The organism is Dyadobacter sp. CY326, assembly GCF_021390515.1.
Lineage (GTDB): Bacteria > Bacteroidota > Bacteroidia > Cytophagales > Spirosomataceae > Dyadobacter.
In genome coordinates this window covers 58677-82111 of record NZ_JAJUXI010000009.1, presented here as the reverse complement: position 1 = coordinate 82111, position 23435 = coordinate 58677, and the positions used below count along the sequence as shown (strand labels likewise).

The following is a 23435-nucleotide window of genomic DNA, read 5'->3' as shown; positions in this document are numbered from 1 at the left end:
ACGATATTTGTTACGCACAAATTAAACAAAAAATGAGTAACGAAACCATAATTTTCTCAATGTCGGGGGTTAACAAAATCATTCCTCCAAACCGGCATATCATTAAAAACATCTATTTATCCTTTTTTTATGGTGCTAAAATCGGGGTTTTAGGTTTAAACGGATCAGGTAAGTCAACGCTTTTACGCGTTATAGCAGGAATTGATAAGGACATTCAGGGAGACGTGGTTTTCTCTCCCGGATATTCGGTGGGAATGCTTGAACAAGAACCAAAACTAGATCCTGCCAAGACTGTAAGAGAGGTTGTAGAAGAAGGCGTTCAGGAGATCGTCGACCTTTTGAATGAATTTGAAAAAATAAATGAAGCATTCGGAGAAGAGGATGCAGATTTCGATAAACTCCTTGAACGTCAGGGAGAAGTGCAGGAAAAACTGGATGCAACAGACGCCTGGAATTTAGATAATCGTCTGGAAGTGGCCATGGACGCATTGCGCTGTCCGCCTTCGGATGCATTGGTTTCAACACTTTCCGGTGGTGAAAAACGCCGGGTTGCATTATGCCGCTTGCTGCTTCGTCAGCCTGATGTTTTGCTTTTGGATGAGCCTACTAACCACTTGGATGCAGAGTCAGTTTTATGGCTGGAAGAGCATTTAAGACAATATAAAGGAACGGTCATTGCCGTAACCCATGATCGTTACTTCCTGGATAACGTGGCTGGCTGGATTCTGGAACTTGACCGCGGCGAAGGCATTCCATGGAAAGGAAATTATACTTCCTGGCTTGAACAAAAACAGGAACGTTTGAAAAAAGAAGAGAAAACGGAGTCAAAACGCCAGAAAACATTGCAGCGCGAGCTCGAATGGGTGCGCATGGGAGCCAAAGGTCGTCAGGCAAAATCCAAGGCTCGCTTGGGCGCTTACGAGCGCTTATTAGGCGAAGAGGGCCGCGAGAAAGAGGAAAAGTTGGAGATCTTCATTCCAGCGGGCCCACGTCTTGGAAACAAGGTGATTGAAGCGCATAATGTTTCGATGGGCTTTGGTGACAGACTTTTATATGAAAACTTAAACTTCGCTTTGCCCCCAAATGGCATTGTAGGAATAATTGGACCGAATGGTGCGGGTAAAACAACACTTTTCAAATTAATAACCGGTCAATTGAAACCGCTTGCAGGACATTTTGATGTCGGCGACACGGTGGAACTGGCTTATGTGGATCAGGAACATGATAATCTGGATCCTGTTAAAACTGTTTATCAAAGCATAGCAGACGGAAATGACTGGATCATGATCGCAGGCAAACAATCCAACGCAAGAGCTTATGTAAGCCGCTTCAACTTTGGCGGCGGTGATCAGGAAAAGAAGGTTGGTAACCTGTCGGGTGGAGAAAGAAACCGGGTTCATTTGGCAATGACATTAAAAGAAGGCGGCAACTTGCTTTTGCTCGATGAGCCAACCAATGACTTGGACATCAATACATTACGTGCATTAGAGGAAGGTTTAGAAAACTTTGCGGGTTGCGCAGTAATCATCTCCCACGACCGGTGGTTCCTGGACCGCGTTGCCACGCACATTCTTGCTTTTGAAGGTGATTCTCAGGTTTATTGGTTTGAAGGAAATTTCTCTGAATACGAGGAAAACCGGAAAAAGCGAATGGGCTCAGATCTGACGCCAAAGCGCATTAAATACAAAAAGTTGGCTTAATCAGAAACAGTTAAACATTATCAATGAGTCAGATTTCATCTTTGGATAAAATACATTTCATATCAATTGGTGGCAGCGTAATGCACAATCTTGCAATTGCACTTCATTTGAAAGGATTCCTTGTAACCGGCTCCGACGATGAAATTTACGAACCATCAGCAACCCGCCTCGCAAAATACGACTTGCTTCCCGCTGTAACAGGCTGGTTTCCAGAAAAAATCACGGCTGATCTGTCGGCCGTGATTTTAGGCATGCACGCCCGTCAGGACAATCCCGAACTGGCAAAAGCAAAGGAATTGGGCATTAAGGTCTATTCTTATCCTGAATATATTTTTGAACAAAGTCAGAGCAAACAGCGCGTTGTAATCGCCGGAAGTCATGGAAAAACCACAATTACTTCCATGATTTTGCACGTTCTGAATTATAATAAGCGTGTTTTCAATTATCTGGTGGGCGCGCAGATCGAAGGGTTTGATAACATGGTGAAATTGTCAGAAAACGCGCCATTGATTGTCATTGAAGGCGATGAATATTTCACTTCGCCGTTGGATCTGACGCCAAAATTCATGCATTATCAACCGCACATTGCATTGATCAGCGGCATCGCTTGGGACCATTTCAATGTGTTTCCAACCTGGGAATCTTATGTAAAGCAGTTTGAATTGCTGGCTGATTCATTGCCAAAAGCGGGCGCGATTATCTTCGATGAAACGGATGATATGCTCGATGTGATTGGTCAAAAAGAGCGTCCGGACGTTGTAAGCACGCCTTATCACGCGCATCCTTACAAAATCGAAGACGGCAAGACGATCCTCACAACGCCGGATGGCAAGGAAGTTCCGGTCTTGGTTTTTGGAAATCATAATATGAAAAATATCAGCGGTGCTTATGCCGTTTGCGAACGTTTGGGCATCACCGATGATCAGTTTTATGAGGCCATTCAAAGCTTCAAGGGAGCTTCAAAAAGATTGGAATTATTGGGCAAAAACGACACGGTGAACATTTACCGTGATTTCGCGCATGCTCCGTCCAAAGTGGAAGCCACAACTGCCGCTTTGAAAGAACAATTTCCTGAACGCACATTGGTTGCCTGCGCAGAACTGCACACATTCAGCAGCCTTAACAAAACCTTTTTAGGTCAATATCGGCGGAAGTTGAAAGCTGCGGATGTGGCTGTTGTTTATTACAACCCGTTGACTGTGGAGCACAAGCGCCTCGAACCGATTTCGGAAGAAGACATTCGCACCGCATTCAAGCGCGACGACCTGAAAGTTTTTACAGATTCGGCTCAAATGGTTCAATTTCTCAAATCACAAACCTGGGAGAATGCCAATTTGCTACTCATGAGTTCGGGCACTTTTGGTGATCTGGATTTGAAAGCGCTTTCAGCCGAACTACTTGATTAACAAACTCATACATTGACACTATAATTTTTCAGTTTGAATTTATGCAATCAATTGTAGTATACTGCGGCTCTAATCCCGGCAAAAAACCAGTTTATGCTGAAACGGCCTATGCATTGGGCGCCGAATTGGCAAAACGAGGCATCCGCCTGATTTACGGCGGAGGCAATATGGGCTTAATGGGTCGCGTGGCTGACGGGGCCATGGAAAACAATGGTTCGGCAACCGGCATCATTCCCAACTTTCTTGCCAAACTCGAAGTTGCGCATAAAACGCTTACCGAACTGCATTTCACAGAAACCATGCATGAGCGAAAAGCCAAAATGGTTTCCATGACCGATGGCGTTATTGCACTTCCGGGCGGATACGGCACATTCGATGAGCTGTTTGAAATCCTGACGTGGGCGCAACTGAAAATTTTCAATGGTCCGGTCGGTCTGCTGAATGTGAATGGATTTTACGATTTGCTGCTCTTGCAATTGGACAAAATGGTGGAGGAAGGATTTTTGCGCCCGGACACGCGGAGGCTTTTGATCGTTGCGGACAATGCGGTCGGTCTTTTGGATAAAATGGAAGCGTCTCGCGTTGAAAACACAGAAAATAAGCCATTGGATAAGTCGTTATATGTAGATAACAACTAGTCACCCTTCCAAACAACGATGCGCACTACATTACTGGCAATTGTATTCTTTTCTGTGTCTTTTTGCGTCCATGCGCAATTGGAAAACCTTGGAAAAACGGTTAACACGGAATACAACGAGATTAACCCCATTATCGCTCCTGACGGCAAGACAATTTATTTCTCCCGCGTAAGCCATCCGCAAAATGCGCATGGTGCCAAAGGCAGTCAGGATATTTGGTTTTCTGAGTTAAAAAACGACAAATGGTCCCTGGCGCGTCGCCTTCCTCCGCCATTGAACAAAGAAGATTATAACAGCCTTTACAGCATTACGCCGGATGGCAACACGCTGCTGATCAAGGGATCATACAAAAATGGCATTTACGAAACGCGCGGTTTTTCCACAAGTAAAAAAACAGCTCGCGGCTGGTCGGCACCCAATAAGCTCGACATTCCCGGTTATGCCAAGATCAGCAAAGGACAGTTTGACTGCGGATATCTTTCAACGGATGGCAAAACGCTTGTAATGTCATTCAGTGAAAAGAAAAACAGCAAGGTGGATGACATTTATGTGAGTTTTAAGGCAAAAGATGGCTCCTGGTCCAAGCCGATGAACATTGGTCCGGAAATTAATTCCGATGAATTCACCGAAACAACGCCGTTCCTGGCTCCTGATGGCGTGACGCTTTATTTTTCCAGTGATCGGAAAGGCGGCCAGGGCAGCAATGACATTTATTACAGCAAGCGCATTGACAAAACCTGGAAACGGTGGAGCCGGCCTGTAAATCTTGGCCCTGCCATCAATTCTGATGGTTACGATGCTTATTACACAATTTCTGCATTGGGCGATTATTCCTACATGGTCTCGTTTAAGGGCACAGAGGGCAAAGGCGATGTGGTGCGTTTCAATTTGAAGCCTAAGGAAGTGCCGGGAGACACAGCCGAGGCACCAATTGCGAATGCGCCTGTTGCAGATCCCGTTGTCATGATTAGCGGAAAAGTGATTGATTCAAAAACTGGAAAACCTGTCGAAGCAACGATCATTTATGAGAACCTGGCTGACGGTGAAGAAGTAGGCACAGCCACAACAAACCCGACAACCGGAGAATACAAGATTATTTTGCCTTACGGTCACAAATACAGCATGCGGGCGGTTGCGCCTGACTTTATTGCCGAAGGCGAAAATGTGGATCTTACGGACTCGACTGCAAACAAGGGTTTCAAAGAAATCACCAACAAGTCCCTGAAACTGATCCCGATCGAAGAAGGCCAGATTGTGCGGCTTAACAACATTTTCTTTGCAACAGGAAAGTCAACATTAAGCAATGAATCGTTCCCGGAGCTGGATCGCATTGCTCTTTCAATGACTGAAAACAAGACGCTAGCCATTGAGCTCGGCGGACATACGGACAACACCGGCAGCGCCGAATTCAACATTAAATTATCCCAGGACCGCGCAGATTCGGTTCGGGAATATCTGATTGGAAAGGGAATTGAGCCGGACCGCGTGGGGAGTAAGGGTTATGGCGAAACTGTGCCGGTGGCCAAAAACGACACCCCGGAAGGTCAGCAACTTAACCGGCGCGTGGAATTCAAAATCTTAAAGAAATAACCACTTCCTGATGACCGCCAAACGTTCTCCCGCACTTGGATTCATATTCGTCACACTGCTTATTGATGTAATCGGGCTGGGCATAATTATCCCGGTTATGCCAAAGCTCATCAGCGAACTCACGGGCGACAGCATTAGTGATGCCTCGCGTGACGGCGGGTGGCTTCTGTTTGCTTACGCCTCTATGCAGTTCCTGTGTGCACCCATCATTGGCGGCCTTAGCGATCAATTTGGCCGACGGCCGGTTCTTTTGGCCTCTCTTTTTGGGTTCGGCATTGATTACATTTTTCTTGCTTTCGCACCAACATTGGGCTGGTTGTATGTAGGGCGCATCATTGCAGGGATTTTAGGCGCAAGTTTTACAACGGGAGCCGCATATATTGCCGACATCAGCACACCTGAGAAACGCGCGCAAAATTTTGGCTTGCTTGGAGCCGCTTTCGGTTTAGGATTTATCATTGGACCCGTTTTGGGAGGATTATTAGGTCAATATGGAGCAAGAGTTCCATTTATGGCAGCCGCTGCATTTTCTTTGCTCAATTGTCTTTATGGATATTTTATTCTGCCTGAGTCACTTGCACCTGAAAACCGGAGAAAATTCGAATGGGCCCGGGCCAATCCGAATGGCTCGCTGAAAAACCTAAAACGTTACCCGGTCATTTACGGGCTGATTATTTCTTTGGGTTTGCTTTACATTGCATTGCACGCGGTGCAAAGTAACTGGTCGTTTTATGTGATTGAAAAATTCAATTGGGATGAGGCGCATATCGGTTACTCGCTAGGCGCTGTGGGCATATTGAGTGCGTTTGTTCAGGGATATTTGATCAGACTCATTTTGCCCAAATTAGGCCAGAAACGAAGTGTTTACATTGGTTTGCTGATGTATGGGGTTGGATTTGTGCTATATGCATTTGCCACAGAAGGCTGGATGATGTATGCTTTTATGGTGCCTTACATTTTAGGAAGCATTGCCGGCCCGGCGTTGCAAGGGATCATTTCCACGCAGGTGCAGCCTAACGAACAGGGCGAAATTCAGGGTGCTTTGACGAGCTTGCAAAGCCTCACATCCATTATCGGACCGCCGTTGATGACTAACTTGTTTTCTGCTTTTACACAACCATCTGCAAAGATCTATCTGCCAGGAGCGCCCATGATTATGGCGGCGGTTCTGACGATTATAAGCACTTTCCTTGCCAGGAGAAGCTTAAAACGTAATTTCTGAAAGTTAGTAAAGGATAATCAGGAAGAGAAAAACGACAAGCCAAAGTGCGCCTGTGAAATGCCAATATCTGGTCAGCAATTTGACACGCAATCTGTTCGGTGCGTTGACGCTGTAAACAAACGAGTCGATGTAACTCCGGTTTTTGATGGCTTTTTGAAAAAGAATGGCCAGATAAATAACTCCTCCAACAATGTGGATCAAATGCAGCCCGGTAAGCAGATAAATTAATCCCCCAGAAGTCGTGACGCGTTCGAAAACGCCTGCATTGTGCATTTCTGCCCAGCCTCCGATTTGAAGCAAAATAAAAGTCAAACCTAATAGAAGCGTGGCGCCTAGAAATACGCGATAATGTAGGAAACGCTCGCTTGTAAAGGCAAGGTTGGCTTCATGCAAAGTAATGCTGCTGAATAAAATGACAAGTGTGCTAAGCCAGAACATGTCGGGAAGCACAATCATGTGACTTGTTTCGCGGTGCATCCGCACCAAAAAGATGATGAAAATGGAAGTAAAGAGCAACGAACTGCCAATGACACCCAGCCAAAGCATAAAACCCAGAGGTTCGCGCCGCTTGGTGAAAGGATTTTCCGTCGATTTGGTTGTTTGTTTTGGACTCATTTACCGTTTCCTTTCCGAATGCTTAAAGCAAGAGGTGAATATAGCGACAATTTGCTGCCGGCTAACCACTTAAAAATAATATTTAATTCAAGAGACCTTGCCAAACATTGAAATCAGAATATTGCCTTCTCAAATCTGTTTCCTTGTCAAAGATCCCAAATAATGTTGATCCCGAACCGCTCATTGCGGCATACTCCGCACCTTGCTGATATAACGCTGTTTTGACCTTTTCCAAAAGAGGATATTTTACAAAAAGCGTTGCTTCAAAATCATTTTTAACGTTGTTTTTCCAAGTTTCAATGGGTTGTTTTAGAACATTACGCAAATCTTCTTCACTTCGCTTCGGCACCACACCCGAATAAGCCTCGACTGTTGAAATATGTATGCCAGGATTAACCAACACAATCCACTTTCCTTTCAGTTCCAGGTTGATAGGTTCAAACACATCCCCTTTCTCATAACAGAACGCTGGCTCGTTGCGAATAAAAAAAGCGCAATCACTTCCCAATCTACGTGCGTATTCCAGCTGTTTTTCAAAAGAAATTTTCAGGTCAAACAGCTGGTTCAATCCCTTAATGGCAAAGGCTGCATCAGACGTGCCGCCGCCAAGTCCCGCACCGATGGGAATGCCTTTCAACAAATGCATTTTAACCGGTGGCAAATCATGGTCCGCCGCGATCATGTGATATGCTTTCGTACATAAGTTGTCCGCGTCATTCCCCGGAATTTCTATGCCATCGGATTGGAATGAGAACGCTTCGTCGAGTGTAATTTCAAGTGCGTCCTTCCAGCCCACCGGGTAAAAACACGATTCAATGTTGTGATATCCGTCCGGCCGCTTTTCGGTAATGTTCAGGCCGATGTTAATTTTTGCGTTTGGAAATACGAGCATCACAAAATTTTATTGTTCCCACCGCCATTCCTGTCCGATCACTAGCTCTTCCTTCAACCCTTGTGAAATGAGGAAGTCACGCGTTTTCGTATCAGAAAGTTTTGACACGGCTATTTTTTCAGCATTTGCAAGCGCATATAAATACATGGACGCAATCCGAACTGTGTTTTCGAACTGATCTTTATTGACCAGACTGAAATCGTCACAATCCGCATGGTAACATTGCAGAACATTCGGATCCAAATGACCGGACAAACCTGCAATCGGAACGCCTTCCAGCATAAATGGCTGATGATCACTATGCAAACCGGCCCGGTTGGTTGACTCGTTCTTAAAACTTTGATCTACATTATGGATCGCGCTTCCTACTCCCGCAAAAAACTCGCTCATTTCCTCCCTCCCAAAAGCATTCACACCCTTCGGATCGTTGGTCATGTCAAGATTCATCATGTAACTGATCTTGTCAATGTTCCCCGATTTTTTCATTTCACTCACAAAGTGCTTGGAACCGAGTAAACCTTGTTCTTCACCCATAAAAAGCACAAACTGAATTGTACGCTCGGGCTTGATTTTCAATGCCTTAAATGCTCTTGCAACATCCATCACTGCAAATGAACCGATTCCGTTGTCTATCGCACCGGTCGCCAGATCCCACGAGTCAAGGTGACCGCCAATGATCACTTTTTCGTCAGATTTTCCTTTTAAGGTTGCGATCACATTCCTTGCTTTGATGGGCTTGGAAATGTTATGCATATCGATGTGCGCTTCGAGCGGGCCTTCTTCTTTCAGCCATTTGCGGAGTTCCAATCCACTGTCATTGCTGATGCAAACGGCAGGAATGGCAATGATTGCGCCAGTAACAGAAGCTGTTCCTGTCAGCAGGATTTTGCCGGGAGCGCCATTAACCATGATCACGCCGGTTGCTCCGTATTTGATTGCTAATGCTGTTTTTTCGGATCTGTGCAGGTTTTTCTTGCCCGGTGATCCCACGAGGTTGATGTTTGCCAAGGCAATTTTGCCTTTGACTTTGTCCTTAATCATTTCGAAATCTTCTTCCAGGCCATTGCCCACATCCACGATCTCTCCTTGCAGATTGGATTCCACCGGGGAATGTGCCAAAGAGACCACAGGAACTTCCCTGAAATTATCGCTGCTTCCGGGGGCGATGGACAATGTCACCGTGTCACGCATCCATGCCTCAACCTCAAAAGGCTGAAAAGCAACATCTGTAAATCCGTAACTTTTTAGGAGTTGGAATGCATATTCTTCTGCCTTTTCACCATTGACGCTGCCCGTCAGGCGGTGACCAATGCTTTTCGTTGCATCTCCGAGCGTTTGATACGCTTTGCTATTTTTTCTTATTTCAATATCGAGTCGGGAGAAGGGCTTTTCCCATTTTTTATCGATTGGGCGAAATCCGGCGAACAATACAACAAGGCCACCAACAAAAACAACTTGTACAATTTTTTTCATAAAACCCATTAAAGGATGCTGCGTTTTCTTAAAATTACACCTCGAAATTTATTATCAGATCATTCGGGTCGCGCATGAGTAACACAAATTCGACGACAAATAGATTCCAAACTTCAATATCTTCCTTAAAATAGTGAATTTTCCCGAACTAAATTTCTTTTTAAATTATCCAACTTAAAAGTAATTCGACGGAAATAAATTTCATAAGTGTAATGTTTACACTTAAACGGATGTTTTTCCTTTTTTAAATGACATTTTTTGTACTTTCCAGCTTGTCTTTGATATTACCGTAATCTTAATCTTCTTAAAAACAATGTATTTCCTTGGATTCGATTTAGGCAGTTCGTCCGTTAAAGCATGTTTAATTCACGCAGACTCAGGCGAAGTTGCTGCCTCTGCTTTTTATCCTGAACGGGAAATGACCATTGCTGCACCCAAGCCGGGCTATGCCGAGCAGCAACCGGAATTATGGTGGCAAAATGCTTGTCTGGCTTCCAAGGCTGTGATTCAAAAAGCGGGCATATCGCCGGATGAGGTTGGTGCGATCGGCATATCATATCAAATGCATGGTTTGGTGGTGGTGGACAAGGACATGAATGTGCTTCGCCCTTCGATTATCTGGTGCGACAGCCGCGCCGTGGAAGTGGGAAATAAGGCCATGGAAGCGTTGGGCGAAGAATATGTCCTGCCGCATTTGCTTAACTCTCCCGGCAATTTCACTGCTTCGAAGTTGGGCTGGGTCAAAGAAAACGAGCCTGATGTGTATGCTAAGGTTCATAAGTTCATGCTTCCTGGTGATTATCTCGCTGCACGCATGACGGGCGAAGTGGTTACAACGCCATCCGGCTTATCCGAAGGGATTTTCTGGGATTTCGTGAACGGTCGCCCGGCGGATTTCCTTTTCGACTATTTCGGTTTTAGTCCTGATATTTTACCGGATGTTTTACCCACATTCTCGGAACAAGGACAAGTTACTGCATCAGCAGCGGAAGCTTTGGGCTTGCGCGCTGGAATTCCGGTAACTTATCGCGCTGGCGATCAGCCTAATAATGCTTTTTCACTCAATGTCCTCGAACCTGGCGAAGTTGCTGCAACAGCCGGAACTTCCGGAGTTGTTTACGGCGTAAGTGATCAGGTTAAATTTGATGCAAAATCGCGTGTGAACACATTCTTACACGTTAATCCCATTTCCCAGGCTTCGCGTTATGGCGTTTTGCTGTGCGTGAACGGCACCGGCAGCCTTAACGGATGGCTAAGAAACTCGTTATTCCAAGGCAATGTGTCTTATCCGGAAATGAACCAGCTGGCCTCGCAGGCACCCGTTGGCGCAGACGGGCTTTTTTGCCTTCCTTTTGGCAACGGAGCGGAACGCATGCTTGAAAATCAGGACCCGGGCAGCACATTTAAAGGTTTGCAATTCAGCCGTCATGGCTTAAATCATTACACGCGCGCCGCACAAGAAGGAATTGTGTTTGCATTGTATTACGGAATGGAAATCATGGAAACCGTTGGCGTTTCTCTCAAAAACATCCGCGCGGGCGAGGCTAATATGTTCCTAAGCCCTGTTTTTCGCGAAACGTTTGCCAATATATCCGGCGCAACTGTTGAACTCTACAACACAGATGGAGCACAAGGCGCTGCGCGAGCAGCTGGATTTGGTCTTGGTTACTACAAAAACCGGTCAGAAGCATTCACAGGTCTTACCGCTTTGCGCACCATTGAGCCAGACACAGCCTTGCTTGAAACAACCAAAGAGGCATACGGCAAGTGGAAAAACGCTTTGAAAAATAGTTTATAAAAGTGCTTTCGGTCTTAATAATCAATAGAAACGATTATTAAGACCGGTCACTTTAATCGCCGCTTATGCATTGGCTTGTTGTGTTTTGGCGACTTCCTCCACCTTGAAAGCCACAATTTCTGCAACTTTTACATTCTGATTTTCTTTATTTACATATTGACGATAACTGAGCTTGCCTTCAACGGAAACCAGTTTTCCTTTTTCCAACAAAGCTTCGCACCGCTCGGCCAATGCTCCCCAGGCAATGATCGCATGCCAGTCCGTTGACTTTACTTCTTCTTTATTTCTGTTGATATAAGACTCATTGGTTGCGAGTGAGAAAGTCACCGCCCTTCCGTTTTCAAATTCTCTTACAACAATTTCCCGCCCCACATTTCCGATTAGTTTTACTGAGTTCATAATGGACATCTTTAAAAATGAATGTTAATTTCAAAATCGACCTCTCTGAATCGACAATGCAAATGTGTGGTTTTGAGGAAAAATGATTCGGTTATTAACTACTTACAGTCAGGTAAAAACGTTTGTAGCCGCTTGCAAATGGCAAATTCGTGTTGTCATGCTGGCAATGGGATTTTTACTATATTGCAAGGCGAGATAACGTATACACACTCATCAGCTCCTGAAAGGGCTGATTAAACTTTGAACAATGACAAATTGCCTGGAATGCGGGAAACCTCTGATGGGACGGGTGGACAAGAAGTTCTGCTCGGATATGTGCCGGAACAGCTACAATAACCGGTTAAATTCAGATTCATATAATTTGATCAGGAACATGAATAACCAGCTTCGGAAGAATCGCCGAATCCTGGAAGAACTCTGTCCGGAAGATAAATCGAAGACGACGAAGAGCACATTGATAGGAAAAGGGTTCGATTTCAGTCTGATCACCAGCGTCCGCCCCACGCAAAAGGGAAGCATTTATCATTTTGTTTATGATTACGGCTATCTGGAACTGGAAAATGATTTTTATCTGATTGTAAAAGATAAACGATTGGATAAATAGATATTTTTGCACCAGCATTCAAAAAACCACCAATGAAAAAAGTTAGCCTAAGTGATTCTGGCCCCAAAGTATCCGAAGCAATATATGGTTTCTGGAGATGGACGGATGAAGGTTCTCAAACCACATCTCAAATCGAAAAAACCGTCAATCTATGCCTGGAATTGGGCATTAACACCTTTGACCATGCGGATGTTTACGGGAATACGGGCATTGAGGAACATTTTGGCAAGGTGATTCAAAACAAATCTTTTAAGAGAGAAGATATCGTTTTGTTTAGCAAATGTGGGATCAGAAAGTCCAGCAATCGAGAGCTGACCTATTACGACACGTCCAGAGATCACATTGTTAACAGCATTAATGAATCTTTAAAAAGGCTCAAAACAGATTATCTAGACATTTTTTTGCTGCATCAAAGCGATTTTCTTTCTGATCCGGAAGAAACTGCGACTGCACTTGCTGAGATTGTCAAGTCCGGAAAAACGAAACACATTGGCGTTGCGAACTTTACTGTTTTCCAGCATCAGTTGCTCGCTTCATATTTGAGAATTCCGATTGTGACCAATCACATTGAACTGAACCTAATGAACACGACGGCAATCGAGGACGGCCGGATTGATTTTATCAAACAAAATTTCAGCAAACCATTGGCCTGGGCGCCACTTGCGGGAGGAAAAATTTTGAATGGAACAGATGAAAAAGCGGTCCGTTTGAGAGCAAAATTGGAAGAGATCGGCAAAAAATATGATGCAAATATTGAGCAGACCGCCGTCGCTTGGTTGATGAAATTAGGCACACTGCCCATCATCGGGTCACTTTCTGAAACCAGGATCAGAAACGGCGCGAGCGCATCGGACATGAAACTAAATCATGAAGACTGGTATGACATTTACCAGGTCGTAAGCAAATAATTAGCGCGGGCATCGTTCTATTTGGTGAGAACGATGCTCCATTCATTTCCACTCTGCACTTTATATTTTTCCGAAAAGCTTCCCATATTAATGCCCAGCGAGAAATTCAGCAAGCTGTTGAAATAGCCGACATTCTCCCCTTCCTTCACATCTCCAAAAGTATTTACATACCGAACTTTTCCTTTGTAAACCTTCTGTTTCTCATTGTAAACCAGCACGGTAACGTCTTCACCAATTTTGATATTAAGTTTATTAAAAACTTCTTTACCAATATTCGTCCAAACATTGCCATACTGAATGTCCAAAATTGGAATTCCGCCTTTGACCTGACCATTCTCGAAAGTTGCCTTTTGATAAGGAATCGACACGACCCCCGCCGGCAGCTTTTTCCCAACTTGCTCGAATGATATCGCTTTCGCGGCTAAACGCGCGGCTGTGAACGCATACACGTCACGACCGTGGAATGTGTAGGATTCGTTTGAATCTTTTCGCCGGTTAATCGCCTCATCAATTTCCCGAACCTCCTGAATGCCAAGCTGCTCCGCCACGAGCGTAAGCGTGCCGTTGTCAGGTGTCACAAAGAAATGCCCCGACCTGGATTTCATCACGACGGATTGACGGTTTGTTCCCACGCCTGGGTCCACAACAGAAACGAAAACGGTTCCTGCGGGCCAGTAAGGGGCAGTTTGCACCAAACGATAGGATGCTTCCCAAATGTTGTAAGCCGGAATTTCATGCGTGACATCATATAGTTTTAAATCGGGAGAAACGCCGGACGCGACACCTTTCATTGCCGAAACCGCTCCGTCCTTTAACCCAAAATCGGATTGAAAAACCAGAATATTGTTTTGCCCAAATAACGCGGCATGCTTCCCGGAAAACAGCAATAATGCGATGATGAGATAAGCGGGCAGTAAACTTTGTTTTTTTATTTTGGTAAATTTCATCCTGTCAAAGTCGTTTTGATGAGATTCGAAAAATGCAAATTTATCAAGTGGCATGAGTTTTTAAAACGGACATTAACAATTAGATTTTTACATCCACAAAGCATTAACAACGAATGGCGGTTATTGGAGAGCTTATTAAGAAGGCGATTGATTTTACGGGTTTCATTATTTCAGATCCCGATCCTGTTAAAGCACAAAAAGAAGTTTTACAAAAATTGCTTGAAACTGCGAAACTGACTGCATTCGGCAAAGCTTATGGTTTCTCGGAAATCCTGGAAAGTGATGATATTATTGCAGCGTATCAAAGCAAAGTTCCGGCTCACGATTATGACAAAATGCATTCTGAATGGTGGCATTATTTGCTTGAAGGACATCAGAATGTGACCTGGCCAGGCGGACAGCAATATTTTGCGTTAAGCAGTGGAACCACCAGCAACAGCAAGTCCATTCCCGTCACCGACGACATGCTGGCTGCCATTCGCAAAGCTGGGATTTCAGAAATCACCAACATTAACGCGTTTAACCTGCCAGGTGATTTTTTTACCAAACAAATCTTAATGCTCGGAAGCAGCACTGCGCTGATCCAGAAAGACGACCATCAGGAAGGCGAGATTAGCGGAATCAGCGCCAGCAACTTGCCGACCTGGTTTGGCGGATTTTACAAGCCCGGAAAAGAAATCGCAGACATCGCTGACTGGGATGAACGCGTGAAAAGAATCGCCGAAGAAGCGCCGAAGTGGGACATTGGATGCATTTCGGGAATTCCGGCTTGGGTTGAACTCATGCTGAAAGAAATCATCAGCCATAATAATTTGAAAAACATTCATGAGATCTGGCCAAATTTAATGGTCTACACAACGGGTGGCGTGGCGTTCGAGCCTTATAAGAAAAGTCTGGAACAGCTGTTCGCTCATCCACTGATTTACATCGACACATATCTTGCTTCCGAAGGTTTTATAGCGATTCAAAAACGCCCTGACACGACGTCAATGGCCTTGTTTCCTGATAATGGCATTTTTTATGAGTTCGTCCCTTTTGATGGCGACCATGTGGATGAAGATGGATTGGTGAAGCCAGGCGCGAAAGTCTTTTCGCTCGCCGATGCGGAGGAAAATGTTGAATATGTGCTCCTGATTTCCACTGTCTCAGGCGCTTGGCGTTACATGATTGGTGACACCGTCACAATTACAGACAAGGCACGAGCTGAAATCAAAATCACTGGTCGCACGAAGCATTTCTTGAATGTGGTGGGCTCGCAACTTTCTGTTAATCAGATGAATATTGGCTTACGCGTGATTGAGCAGGAATATGATGTGGTAATCAAAGAATTCATTGTGGCGGCAGTTCACCGCGGTGATGATTACATCCACAAATGGTTTTTGAGTTGTGATAAATTCCCTGACAATGAGAAAGTTGCAGAGTCACTTGATAAAACACTTCGCGAAAACAATAAAAACTACAATGTTGCAAGAGGCCGCGCGCTGAAAGGCGTTGAGACGGTGTTGATTCCGGAGGAAATTTTCTATAAATGGAGTGAGGAAACCAAAAAGCTTGGCGGACAAGTGAAGATCCCGAGAGTTATGAAGGAAGAAGATTTCCTTGAATTCGCAGCTTTTGTTGACAAGAACTTATAGTGTTTTTTGCTGTCCGGCTTCAAGCTTACGGACTTGTTCCATAATATCGTCAGGCGAAAGATAAAGCCTGGCGATTTTATTTTTATACTTATCCGAAAGGCTCGCGTGGTTGAGGATAAAATGTTTTGTTTTGACAATGTAACTGCCCAAGCCGTGGTTCACTGCATACGTGTCCGCAGCGCGCTCCGCTTGCCGAATGTATGTGGACGAAAACAGATAGCCGATCCCAAACCGCATCATTTCCGTCACACTCCTGTTTTCATAATCCATGATGTGCCCGAGCTCATGCCCTATCCAGCCCACCATAATGTCCGCCGGGATTTGGTGAATGGGAATTGCGGAAGTCGTTAACCTGAAAAGCGCACTGATATTAATGTTATAACCCCGATTTGTCCCGAACATCGTGCTGATTTTGGGCTGCGCCTGCATGACAGATCGTTTGATATTTCGCTTAAATACAAAGTCAATACGCGTTTCCTTCAATTCCGGATAAAAAGACAAAGCCTTTAAAACCTCATTCTCAATAACTTTCGGGATTGTTTTATTGACCGCAAAGTCGCTAAGATCGGTGTCGGGGTTTGGAGGCGTTTTCATGGTGGAGTGTTTTAGAATTAATGAATATTCTTTCATAAAAAAGCATTCCCCGCAGCTCAATCCTTCAACTGCTTCGCGTCTAGCTTTCTGATGATGTCTTTTTTGTTAAAAAGCAATCTCCAGACGGCGAATGGGGTTTCGGTGTTGGTCATGCAGGATTTGCAGATCGGACTTTCGGGTGGGACGGGGGCATTGTAGACGAGCAACGTGTCACTTAACTGTTGCAGATTGTCACTTGCGGCGGCTTTGCTTTTAGCGCTATAAAGGTATGCAGCCAAAACCTCCCGCTCTTTCGCAGCAAGTTTTGGATTTTTCAAATCATCCACGCCCAGCAACTCCACTTTGAGACCGTATTCTTTTTCAAGCGCAGCAATCACCGGAATTTCTCCTAGATTTTCACAAACCTCTCCCGCTTTCTCTGGATGTTTTTCCAACTCCTTGGTCAAGGACTTTTCTGCGATTTGAGCGATCTTTTTGCCCCAGGCATCAGCAGAATAAATAAGCTGCGTATTGGTAACCCGTTTAATTTGCGACGCTTTGATTTCATTGGACAACGCCTTCGTATTCTCGACACGGTTTCCCATATCACATCCGGACATTATCCACACGAGCGCAGCGCAACACAACATTCTTTTCATTTCAATGCAGTTTATAATAATGCAACATTATCCAAAGGTTTGTAATTCACGAAGAGGCGCTCATCTCTAAAAATTTCATTTATCTAAAATGCGTATCTTTGTGCCCCCAATGCGTGGTGCCAAAGATATTCAATAAAGATGATCGATAAATTAGAAGCTATAAAAGAACGTTTCGAAGAGGTTTCGCAACAAATTATACAACCCGAAATCGTCTCGGATTCTACACGTTATTCCAAAATCAGTAAGGAATACAAGGATTTGGGCCGGATTGTGGAGCAGTATGAGCTTTTATTGAAAATACAAAAAGACATTGCCGGAACCAAGGAGCTGATTGCAACTGAAAAGGATGAGGAGCTGCGGGAAATGGCAAAAGAAGAACTGGACGACCTGACGCCCAAACTGGAGCAGCTCGAACAGGACATCAAAGAATTGCTAATCCCGAAAGATCCGAACGATAGCCGCAACATTATCCTCGAAGTGAGAGGCGGAACTGGCGGCGACGAAGCTGCAATTTTCGCAGGAGATATTTTCAGAATGTATCAGCGCTTCTTCGAAAAAATGGGCTGGCGCTCGTCTATTATGGACTTTACCGAAGGCACAAACGGCGGTTACAAAGAGATCGTTTGCAAGGTTGAAGGCGACGACGTTTACGGAAAAATGAAATTTGAGTCCGGCGTGCATCGTGTGCAACGTGTTCCGCAGACTGAATCCCAAGGACGAATCCATACATCCGCCGCATCAGTGGCGGTTTTGCCCGAAGCGGAAGAAGTGGACGTTCAGATTAATATGAATGACGTGCGCGTGGACACTTTTCAGTCGTCTGGTGCGGGTGGACAATCGGTTAACACAACTTATTCTGCGGTTCGTTTGACGCACATTCCCTCGGGATTGGTTGTAAGCTGCCAAGATGAGCGTTCGCAGCTCAAAAACAAGGATCGCGCACTGAGCGTTTTGCGTTCGCGGTTGTATGAAATTAAGCTGAAAGAACACAACGACGCCATTAGTTCGCAACGAAAATCAATGGTGGGAAGTGGCGACCGGTCCGACAAAATCCGGACATACAATTATCCCCAAAGCCGCATTACCGATCACCGCATTAGTTACACGGTTTACAATCTCCCCGCTGTTATGGAAGGCGACATCGGCGAATTCATCGAAAGATTGCGCATTGCAGAGAATGCAGAGCGCATGCAGGAAGGGGAGACGGTTTAAAGACTTTACTTAGCAGCAAACAAATCTTTGTAAGTCTTTGATTTATAAACATCAAAGGCTTCTTTTTTGTGGTAATCTTCGCCGATGAAGGTGATAACCTGATGGAATCCTTTGGGTTTCATGTATCCTGGCGAGGGCTGGATCATGTTGAATTTGTCGTCGAGAAAGACGGTTGTAGGATAACTGGGCTGGTTATTAGTTAGCGCCAAGGCAAGCTGGTGAATGCCGCGGCCGCCCTCCGATTGAAATTCGAACTTTTTGTCTCCCAATGTGATGGCTTTCTTCTGTTCGGCGTCGAGCTTTACGGCGTAATATTTGCGGTTTACATAGTCAACCACCGCCTTGTTTTTGAAAGTCTCGCGATCCATTACTTTACACCAGCCGCACCAATCGGTGTACACATCAATCATAATTTTGCGCGGTTCTTGCTGGATTTTGGCATATGCTTCCTCGATCGTCATCCACTGAATGCCTTCCGCGGGCAGCTTTTTATCCGATTTAAAACCGGTTGAAAAAGCGAACATAACCAATGCAATAACAAGAAACAATGCAGATCTTTTCATAGCTTTTTGACTGTTTTGATAAAACAGAATTATTACAAAAATAATTGTGCGCTTGAATTGACATTAGCAAGACAAACTTACGCATAAGAAAGGTCTGAAAATCACTTCACTTTGTCTGCAACAATGACCTTCTTTTTTGCAAAAGAAACCATAACTCCGCCTGCGACAATCAGTAACATTCCGGTCAGCATGGAGAACGAAGGGATGGCTTCTCCCATAAAAAAGCCGATTAAAACAGAAAAAAGAATGTTGGAATAGCCGATTGCCGCTACGCGACCAGCTTTATCATAAGTGAAAGATTGTGTGAGCATTCTCTGTCCCATCAAGGCCGTTAATCCAAGTGCCAGAAATCCCAGCCATTGATAAATGTTTGTAGGCCAGGTGAATGTTCCGATCAGAAAATCAAGATGTTCCATGGGAAAGTAAGTCCCGACGAGCATGGAAATTATCGGCATCACAATCCCACTTAACATGAAAGAAAGAATGATGGACCGCGTGTCATAAACCACTCCCAACTGCCTGATAGACAAGTAAGAAACCGCAGTTAACAATGCATTACCCAAGCCGAGCGCATTGTCTCGGAGCGAAATGGAAAGATCTGGCCGAAAAACAAATAATATGCCGGTGAACCCAACAAAAATCGCAGCCCATTCTCGGGAATTGAGTGTTTCACCAATGAGCAGCCAGGATAATAAGGCCAGGAAAATCGGATAAGTGTATTGATAAGTTGACGCTCTTCCTAAACCGAGTGTTTGAATGGCGTAAAAGAGCATATAAAGTGACAAGGTGCCCACCACGCCACGGAAGATAAGCAGCCCCAATTTTCCGCCTTGCTGATGGACGGGGCGACGCCAAATGCTGGTCAGGACAAAGACAACACCAACGATATTTCTGAAAAAAACCAACTGCACAATGTGGAAATCACGACCGAGCCATTTGGAAATAGCGGATGTAAGCGAGAAGAAAAAAGCCGCTCCCAGCATAAGATAAATGCCTTTTTGCGAAGGAGTTACGCCAAGTTTTTGAGTCAATGAAACCAACGATTGTCAATGTTTTGACCAAAGATAAACCATATCACACACAGTCGAAAGTCCATTCAAATGTCTACCTTTGCAACTTTGGCGCCATACGCTGTTTCAATGCAGCAATAAGGCTTAATAGGGAATTCCGTTCAATCGGAAGCTGTCCCCGCAACTGTAAGTCTGAATATTTTGACCCAATCCCCAGTGCCACTGTAATTTACGGGAAGGCCGCGGATCAAAAAGACAAGCCAGGAGACCTGCCAGAAATGATTCCACATGTTTGTTTTCGGAGGAAAAACAAAAGTGCAAATGCCATTTCATAGCAGTTCAGGTGATCATCGATCGACGATTTTTCATGGTTTTGACCATTGTGTCTTGTATTTTCTTTCCAAAAATACTTGTCGCACAGCAAGATAGCATCCGTCTGGATCTTGTTATCGTGAGAGGTTTTGTGCCGGAAAAATTCATGAGCGGTCTGAAAATCCAAAAGATCGATTCGGCAACATTGAACCAGTTTCGCTTTCAAAACATCAGCGACCTGCTTTCGCTAAATACACCCATCGCATTCAAAAACTACGGCCCTGGCCAGCTAAATACAGCTTCATTTCGCGGCACATCGGCAAATCATACGGCTGTTTTGTGGAATGGATTGAATATTAACTCGCCTATTTTGGGCCAAACGGATTTCTCGACGATCCCCGTTGCTGGATTCGATGAATTGTCCGTGCAATATGGCTCTGCTGCGAGCATTGTGGGTTCCGATGCGGTTGGCGGAAGCATTTTGCTGGGCAGTGTGCCAACGAAACAAACCTTGAATGTGATGTTTGGCAGGCAACAGGAGAGCTTCCATAACTACCAGACCCAATTCACAGCGCGCTATGCTTCTTCTTTGAGTGACAAATGGAATTTTTCAGGAAAAACGAGCGTCTACGATGGCCAGATGAACAACGACTTTCCTTATGCCGAACGGAAACAATACACAATGCTCCCTTCCAATTCTTTCCAGCGAGGCTTGGTGCAGGATTTGTTTTTCAACTCAAAGAATGATCATCAAATTTCCGCACACGTGTGGCTGACGCGCAACCGGCTCACGCTTACGCCCGATGACAAAGCCGGTCGAGAACTGACATTGACAGAAGCTTATCGCACGATGCTGCGCTATAATTACAAGCTTTTAACATTCCGGACTTCGTGGGTGAGAGACATAATAGATTATGCAAGAGGCGATTATAGTCAGCTGGACCACGCGGTTACAGATAAATTTTCCAATCGCGTTGAGCGGGATTTTGAGTTTAAGCATTTGCAGATCAAGGCAGGCGGTGAAATAACGCATTATCGGGCGCAGGTTGCAGGTTACGATGCCGGCTTGCTCACCGAAAACAGAGGAGACTTGTTCTTACTCAGCCGATTACAGGCCACGAGTCGTTTGGTTATTTCCGCCAATCTTCGTCAGGCTTTTGTAACAGGTTATAATCCGCCGTTTACACCTTCGTTGGGTGTCGAGTATTTTTTGATCCAAAAATCAGATCAATTTCTCAAATTAAAAGGCTCATATGGACGCAGTTATCGCGTTCCGACATTGAATGAGCGCTATTGGAAAGAAATGGGAAATCCTGACATTAGGCCTGAAAGTGGCTGGAATAAGGAAATTGGCCTGGAACAGTCTGCGGTTTTGACAAACAATCATTCGATTTCAGCTTCGTTGACTGCGTATCACAACCGCGTGAAGGACTGGACTTATTGGAATCCTTCAAAAGCATATCATGTCGAGAATTTGCAGCAAGTGTTAGCGCGGGGCGTTGAAGTGCAATCGGGATGGAAATATCAGATTGCTGCGTGGAAAGCCGGCGCCAATGTAAGTTATGCTTTGAGTAAAAGCTCGCAAGAAAAGGCCTACGACGCATATTCTGCTGATATTATCGGCAAGCAGCTTGTTTTTGTGCCCATCCATTCCGGCAATGTGAATGCATTTGTTCAATATAAAAATGCACGCTTAACCGGGCAAGTCCAGACGATCAGCAAGCGTTACAGCACGTTTGACAATTCACAATTTTTAGACGGTTACACGCTGTCCAATTTGCTGGCTGAGTATACTTTTGTTTCCTCAATAATAAAAATGCGGTTTCAGGGACAGATCAATAATCTTGCAAACACGTTTTATTTAAATGTGAGAAACAATGCAATGCCAGGCCGAAGCTTTGCACTGAGCTTGATCCTAAGTTATAATTCGCCTCCAACCGCTGAGTGAGGCTCTATTAATATGCTTCCAGGCGGTCCAGGAAGCCCAATTTTTACAATTAATAAAACAAAAAATGAAAAAACAGTTATCCAGATTAGCAGCATTTACAGCATTGTCCTTTTTCGCCTGGTCGTGTAATCAGAGTGACCCGGCGCCAAAAGGCGATTATATTCAGGGCGTTTTCGTAGTCAATGAAGGCAATTTCTCTCAAAATAACGGCGCAATCTCATTCTTCACGAGAGAGCAAACGACTGCGCAAACGGACATTTATGCTGCTGCAAACGGAACAGCATTGAAAGGTGGCGTGCAGGGATATGTTGCCGCTGGTGACATTGGAATCCTTCTTGTCGACAACTCTGCGGCGGGACTTGATAAAGTGGAAATTGTGAATAGCAACACATTCAAAACAACGGCATCCATCGGCACGCCTGACATTGAAAATCCAAGAGAAGTTGTGTTTGGGCCAAATAATAAAGCTTATGTTTCGTGCTGGGGAACCAATGCAGATTACAGTTACAAAACAGGTTATATCGCAGTTATTGACCTGATTAGCAATAAAGTAATCAAGAAAATCGACATTGCATCAGGACCTGAAAATCTGGTTTTCAACAATGGTAAATTGTTCGTAGGAACATATTCATTTGGCGGCGGAAAAACGCTGACAGTGATCAACACTTCCACAGATGCAGTCGACAAGTCGCTGACATTTACGAGTGTGCCAACGCCAATCGGCATTGACGCTAACGGAAAACTTTGGGTCAATGATGGCATTCAGGCGATCAAAATCAATCCAGACACTTACGTTTCAGAAGCTGCATTGACAATGGGTGCCGACGCGACCAAATCAGCCAGAAATTTTGCATTCAGCGCCGATCGCAAGACGATTTTCTTTGTGTTGTCTTACGATGATGCCAACTACGTTTCGCATGGAGAAACTTACAAATTCGGTGTTAATGATGCGCAAATCAATGTTACTACGCCATTTATCAAGCGTCTTTTCTCCGGTCTGGCAGTCGATCCGAGCCAGGGATTGCTCTACGCAGGTGTGACGCCTTCTTATGCGCAGGCGGGTTATGCGGTGCGTTATCGCGCGGATGGAACGCTTGTTGACTCGGTGAAAGTCAATGTGGCTCCGACGGGATTCTTCTTCAAATAATTCTAATTAAGATAATGAAAGCACTTGGCGATTCGTCAGGTGCTTTTTTGCGTTTGAGAGGGCCGTGAAAGTTAACATTTCAGAGGATTTTGATAAGAGTCCAATTGCCTTTAAATAATTGTCGCCTGGCGTTTATTCATCGCGAACGGTTTGACTAACCAATTGTCGCCTTATTTGTCAACAGT

General features: G+C 44.8%; 21 protein-coding genes and 1 riboswitch. Of the genes, 12 read left to right on the top strand and 9 right to left on the bottom strand.

Annotated elements, in window-relative coordinates:
• Positions 1 to 32 precede the first annotated feature (32 nt).
• From ettA to LZG73_RS18475, 5 genes are read left to right on the top strand one after another with little or no spacing between them, the layout of a single operon-like run.
• Positions 33 to 1700, top strand: coding sequence for an energy-dependent translational throttle protein EttA (gene ettA / locus LZG73_RS18495; RefSeq protein WP_233853345.1), 1668 nt, complete (start codon positions 33 to 35; stop codon positions 1698 to 1700).
• A gap of 23 nt (positions 1701 to 1723) precedes the next feature.
• Entirely contained in the window at positions 1724 to 3106 is a 1383-nt protein-coding gene (gene murC / locus LZG73_RS18490; protein ID WP_233853343.1) for a UDP-N-acetylmuramate--L-alanine ligase, read from the top strand.
• 41 nt (positions 3107 to 3147) lie between these two features.
• On the top strand, positions 3148 to 3744 hold the full coding sequence (locus tag LZG73_RS18485; protein ID WP_233853342.1) for a TIGR00730 family Rossman fold protein: 597 nt from the start codon (positions 3148 to 3150) through the stop codon (positions 3742 to 3744).
• Positions 3745 to 3762: 18 nt separating this feature from the next.
• On the top strand, positions 3763 to 5334 hold the full coding sequence (locus LZG73_RS18480; RefSeq protein WP_233853341.1) for an OmpA family protein: 1572 nt from the start codon (positions 3763 to 3765) through the stop codon (positions 5332 to 5334).
• 10 nt (positions 5335 to 5344) lie between these two features.
• Positions 5345 to 6556, top strand: a complete 1212-nt coding sequence (locus tag LZG73_RS18475; protein ID WP_233853340.1) for a TCR/Tet family MFS transporter — start codon at positions 5345 to 5347, stop codon at positions 6554 to 6556.
• Between the two features lie 3 nt (positions 6557 to 6559).
• Here LZG73_RS18475 and LZG73_RS18470 read toward each other — a convergent pair whose 3' ends face one another.
• The 3 genes from LZG73_RS18470 to LZG73_RS18460 form a co-directional block, all read right to left on the bottom strand.
• Positions 6560 to 7171 carry a heme-copper oxidase subunit III gene (locus LZG73_RS18470; protein ID WP_233853339.1) on the bottom strand — a complete coding sequence of 204 codons (612 nt, stop codon included), beginning with the start codon at positions 7169 to 7171 and terminating at the stop codon, positions 6560 to 6562.
• Positions 7172 to 7253: 82 nt separating this feature from the next.
• On the bottom strand, positions 7254 to 8063 hold the full coding sequence (gene ispE / locus LZG73_RS18465) for a 4-(cytidine 5'-diphospho)-2-C-methyl-D-erythritol kinase (protein WP_233853337.1): 810 nt from the start codon (positions 8061 to 8063) through the stop codon (positions 7254 to 7256).
• A 9-nt stretch (positions 8064 to 8072) separates the two neighbouring features.
• On the bottom strand, positions 8073 to 9536 hold the full coding sequence (locus LZG73_RS18460) for a M20/M25/M40 family metallo-hydrolase (RefSeq protein WP_233853336.1): 1464 nt from the start codon (positions 9534 to 9536) through the stop codon (positions 8073 to 8075).
• Between the two features lie 313 nt (positions 9537 to 9849).
• Between LZG73_RS18460 and LZG73_RS18455 the strand changes: the two genes are divergently transcribed.
• Entirely contained in the window at positions 9850 to 11334 is a 1485-nt protein-coding gene (locus tag LZG73_RS18455; RefSeq protein WP_233853335.1) for a xylulokinase, read from the top strand.
• 63 nt (positions 11335 to 11397) lie between these two features.
• On the opposite strand, the gene LZG73_RS18450 is transcribed toward LZG73_RS18455, so the two are convergent.
• On the bottom strand, positions 11398 to 11733 hold the full coding sequence (locus tag LZG73_RS18450; protein ID WP_233853334.1) for a single-stranded DNA-binding protein: 336 nt from the start codon (positions 11731 to 11733) through the stop codon (positions 11398 to 11400).
• A 247-nt stretch (positions 11734 to 11980) separates the two neighbouring features.
• On the opposite strand from LZG73_RS18450, the gene LZG73_RS18445 reads away from it, so the two are divergent.
• Complete coding sequence (locus LZG73_RS18445; RefSeq protein WP_233853333.1) at positions 11981 to 12337, top strand: hypothetical protein; 357 nt, start codon at positions 11981 to 11983, stop codon at positions 12335 to 12337.
• 32 nt (positions 12338 to 12369) lie between these two features.
• Positions 12370 to 13245: an aldo/keto reductase family oxidoreductase gene (locus tag LZG73_RS18440; RefSeq protein WP_233853331.1), complete on the top strand. Its 876-nt coding sequence runs from the start codon at positions 12370 to 12372 to the stop codon at positions 13243 to 13245.
• A gap of 17 nt (positions 13246 to 13262) precedes the next feature.
• On the opposite strand, the gene LZG73_RS18435 is transcribed toward LZG73_RS18440, so the two are convergent.
• The gene (locus LZG73_RS18435; RefSeq protein WP_233853330.1) at positions 13263 to 14192 is read right to left on the bottom strand and encodes an S-adenosyl-l-methionine hydroxide adenosyltransferase family protein; all 930 of its coding nucleotides are present in this window, start codon (positions 14190 to 14192) and stop codon (positions 13263 to 13265) included.
• Between the two features lie 113 nt (positions 14193 to 14305).
• Here LZG73_RS18435 and LZG73_RS18430 point away from each other — a divergent pair, with 113 nt between their 5' ends.
• Positions 14306 to 15826: a GH3 auxin-responsive promoter family protein gene (locus tag LZG73_RS18430; RefSeq protein ID WP_233853329.1), complete on the top strand. Its 1521-nt coding sequence runs from the start codon at positions 14306 to 14308 to the stop codon at positions 15824 to 15826.
• On the opposite strand, the gene LZG73_RS18425 is transcribed toward LZG73_RS18430, so the two are convergent.
• Together LZG73_RS18425 and LZG73_RS18420 are read right to left on the bottom strand one after the other, a co-directional pair.
• Positions 15821 to 16420 (bottom strand): hypothetical protein, encoded by a 600-nt coding sequence (locus tag LZG73_RS18425; RefSeq protein ID WP_233853328.1) that lies wholly within the window; start codon positions 16418 to 16420, stop codon positions 15821 to 15823. The genes LZG73_RS18430 and LZG73_RS18425 overlap by 6 nt on opposite strands.
• A gap of 56 nt (positions 16421 to 16476) precedes the next feature.
• Positions 16477 to 17058 carry a hypothetical protein gene (locus LZG73_RS18420; RefSeq protein WP_233853327.1) on the bottom strand — a complete coding sequence of 194 codons (582 nt, stop codon included), beginning with the start codon at positions 17056 to 17058 and terminating at the stop codon, positions 16477 to 16479.
• A gap of 138 nt (positions 17059 to 17196) precedes the next feature.
• Here LZG73_RS18420 and prfA point away from each other — a divergent pair, with 138 nt between their 5' ends.
• Entirely contained in the window at positions 17197 to 18270 is a 1074-nt protein-coding gene (gene prfA, locus LZG73_RS18415) for a peptide chain release factor 1 (RefSeq protein ID WP_233853325.1), read from the top strand.
• Positions 18271 to 18275: 5 nt separating this feature from the next.
• Here prfA and LZG73_RS18410 read toward each other — a convergent pair whose 3' ends face one another.
• Together LZG73_RS18410 and LZG73_RS18405 are read right to left on the bottom strand one after the other, a co-directional pair.
• Positions 18276 to 18833: a DUF255 domain-containing protein gene (locus LZG73_RS18410; protein WP_233853324.1), complete on the bottom strand. Its 558-nt coding sequence runs from the start codon at positions 18831 to 18833 to the stop codon at positions 18276 to 18278.
• Positions 18834 to 18934: 101 nt separating this feature from the next.
• Positions 18935 to 19864 carry a DMT family transporter gene (locus LZG73_RS18405; protein WP_233853323.1) on the bottom strand — a complete coding sequence of 310 codons (930 nt, stop codon included), beginning with the start codon at positions 19862 to 19864 and terminating at the stop codon, positions 18935 to 18937.
• A gap of 71 nt (positions 19865 to 19935) precedes the next feature.
• Positions 19936 to 20135: riboswitch (cobalamin riboswitch) on the top strand.
• Between the two features lie 51 nt (positions 20136 to 20186).
• On the opposite strand from LZG73_RS18405, the gene LZG73_RS18400 reads away from it, so the two are divergent.
• Both LZG73_RS18400 and LZG73_RS18395 read left to right on the top strand, forming a co-directional pair.
• Positions 20187 to 22103, top strand: coding sequence for a TonB-dependent receptor domain-containing protein (locus LZG73_RS18400; protein ID WP_233853322.1), 1917 nt, complete (start codon positions 20187 to 20189; stop codon positions 22101 to 22103).
• A gap of 64 nt (positions 22104 to 22167) precedes the next feature.
• On the top strand, positions 22168 to 23250 hold the full coding sequence (locus tag LZG73_RS18395; RefSeq protein WP_233853321.1) for a DUF5074 domain-containing protein: 1083 nt from the start codon (positions 22168 to 22170) through the stop codon (positions 23248 to 23250).
• The last annotated feature ends 185 nt before the right edge of the window (positions 23251 to 23435 follow it).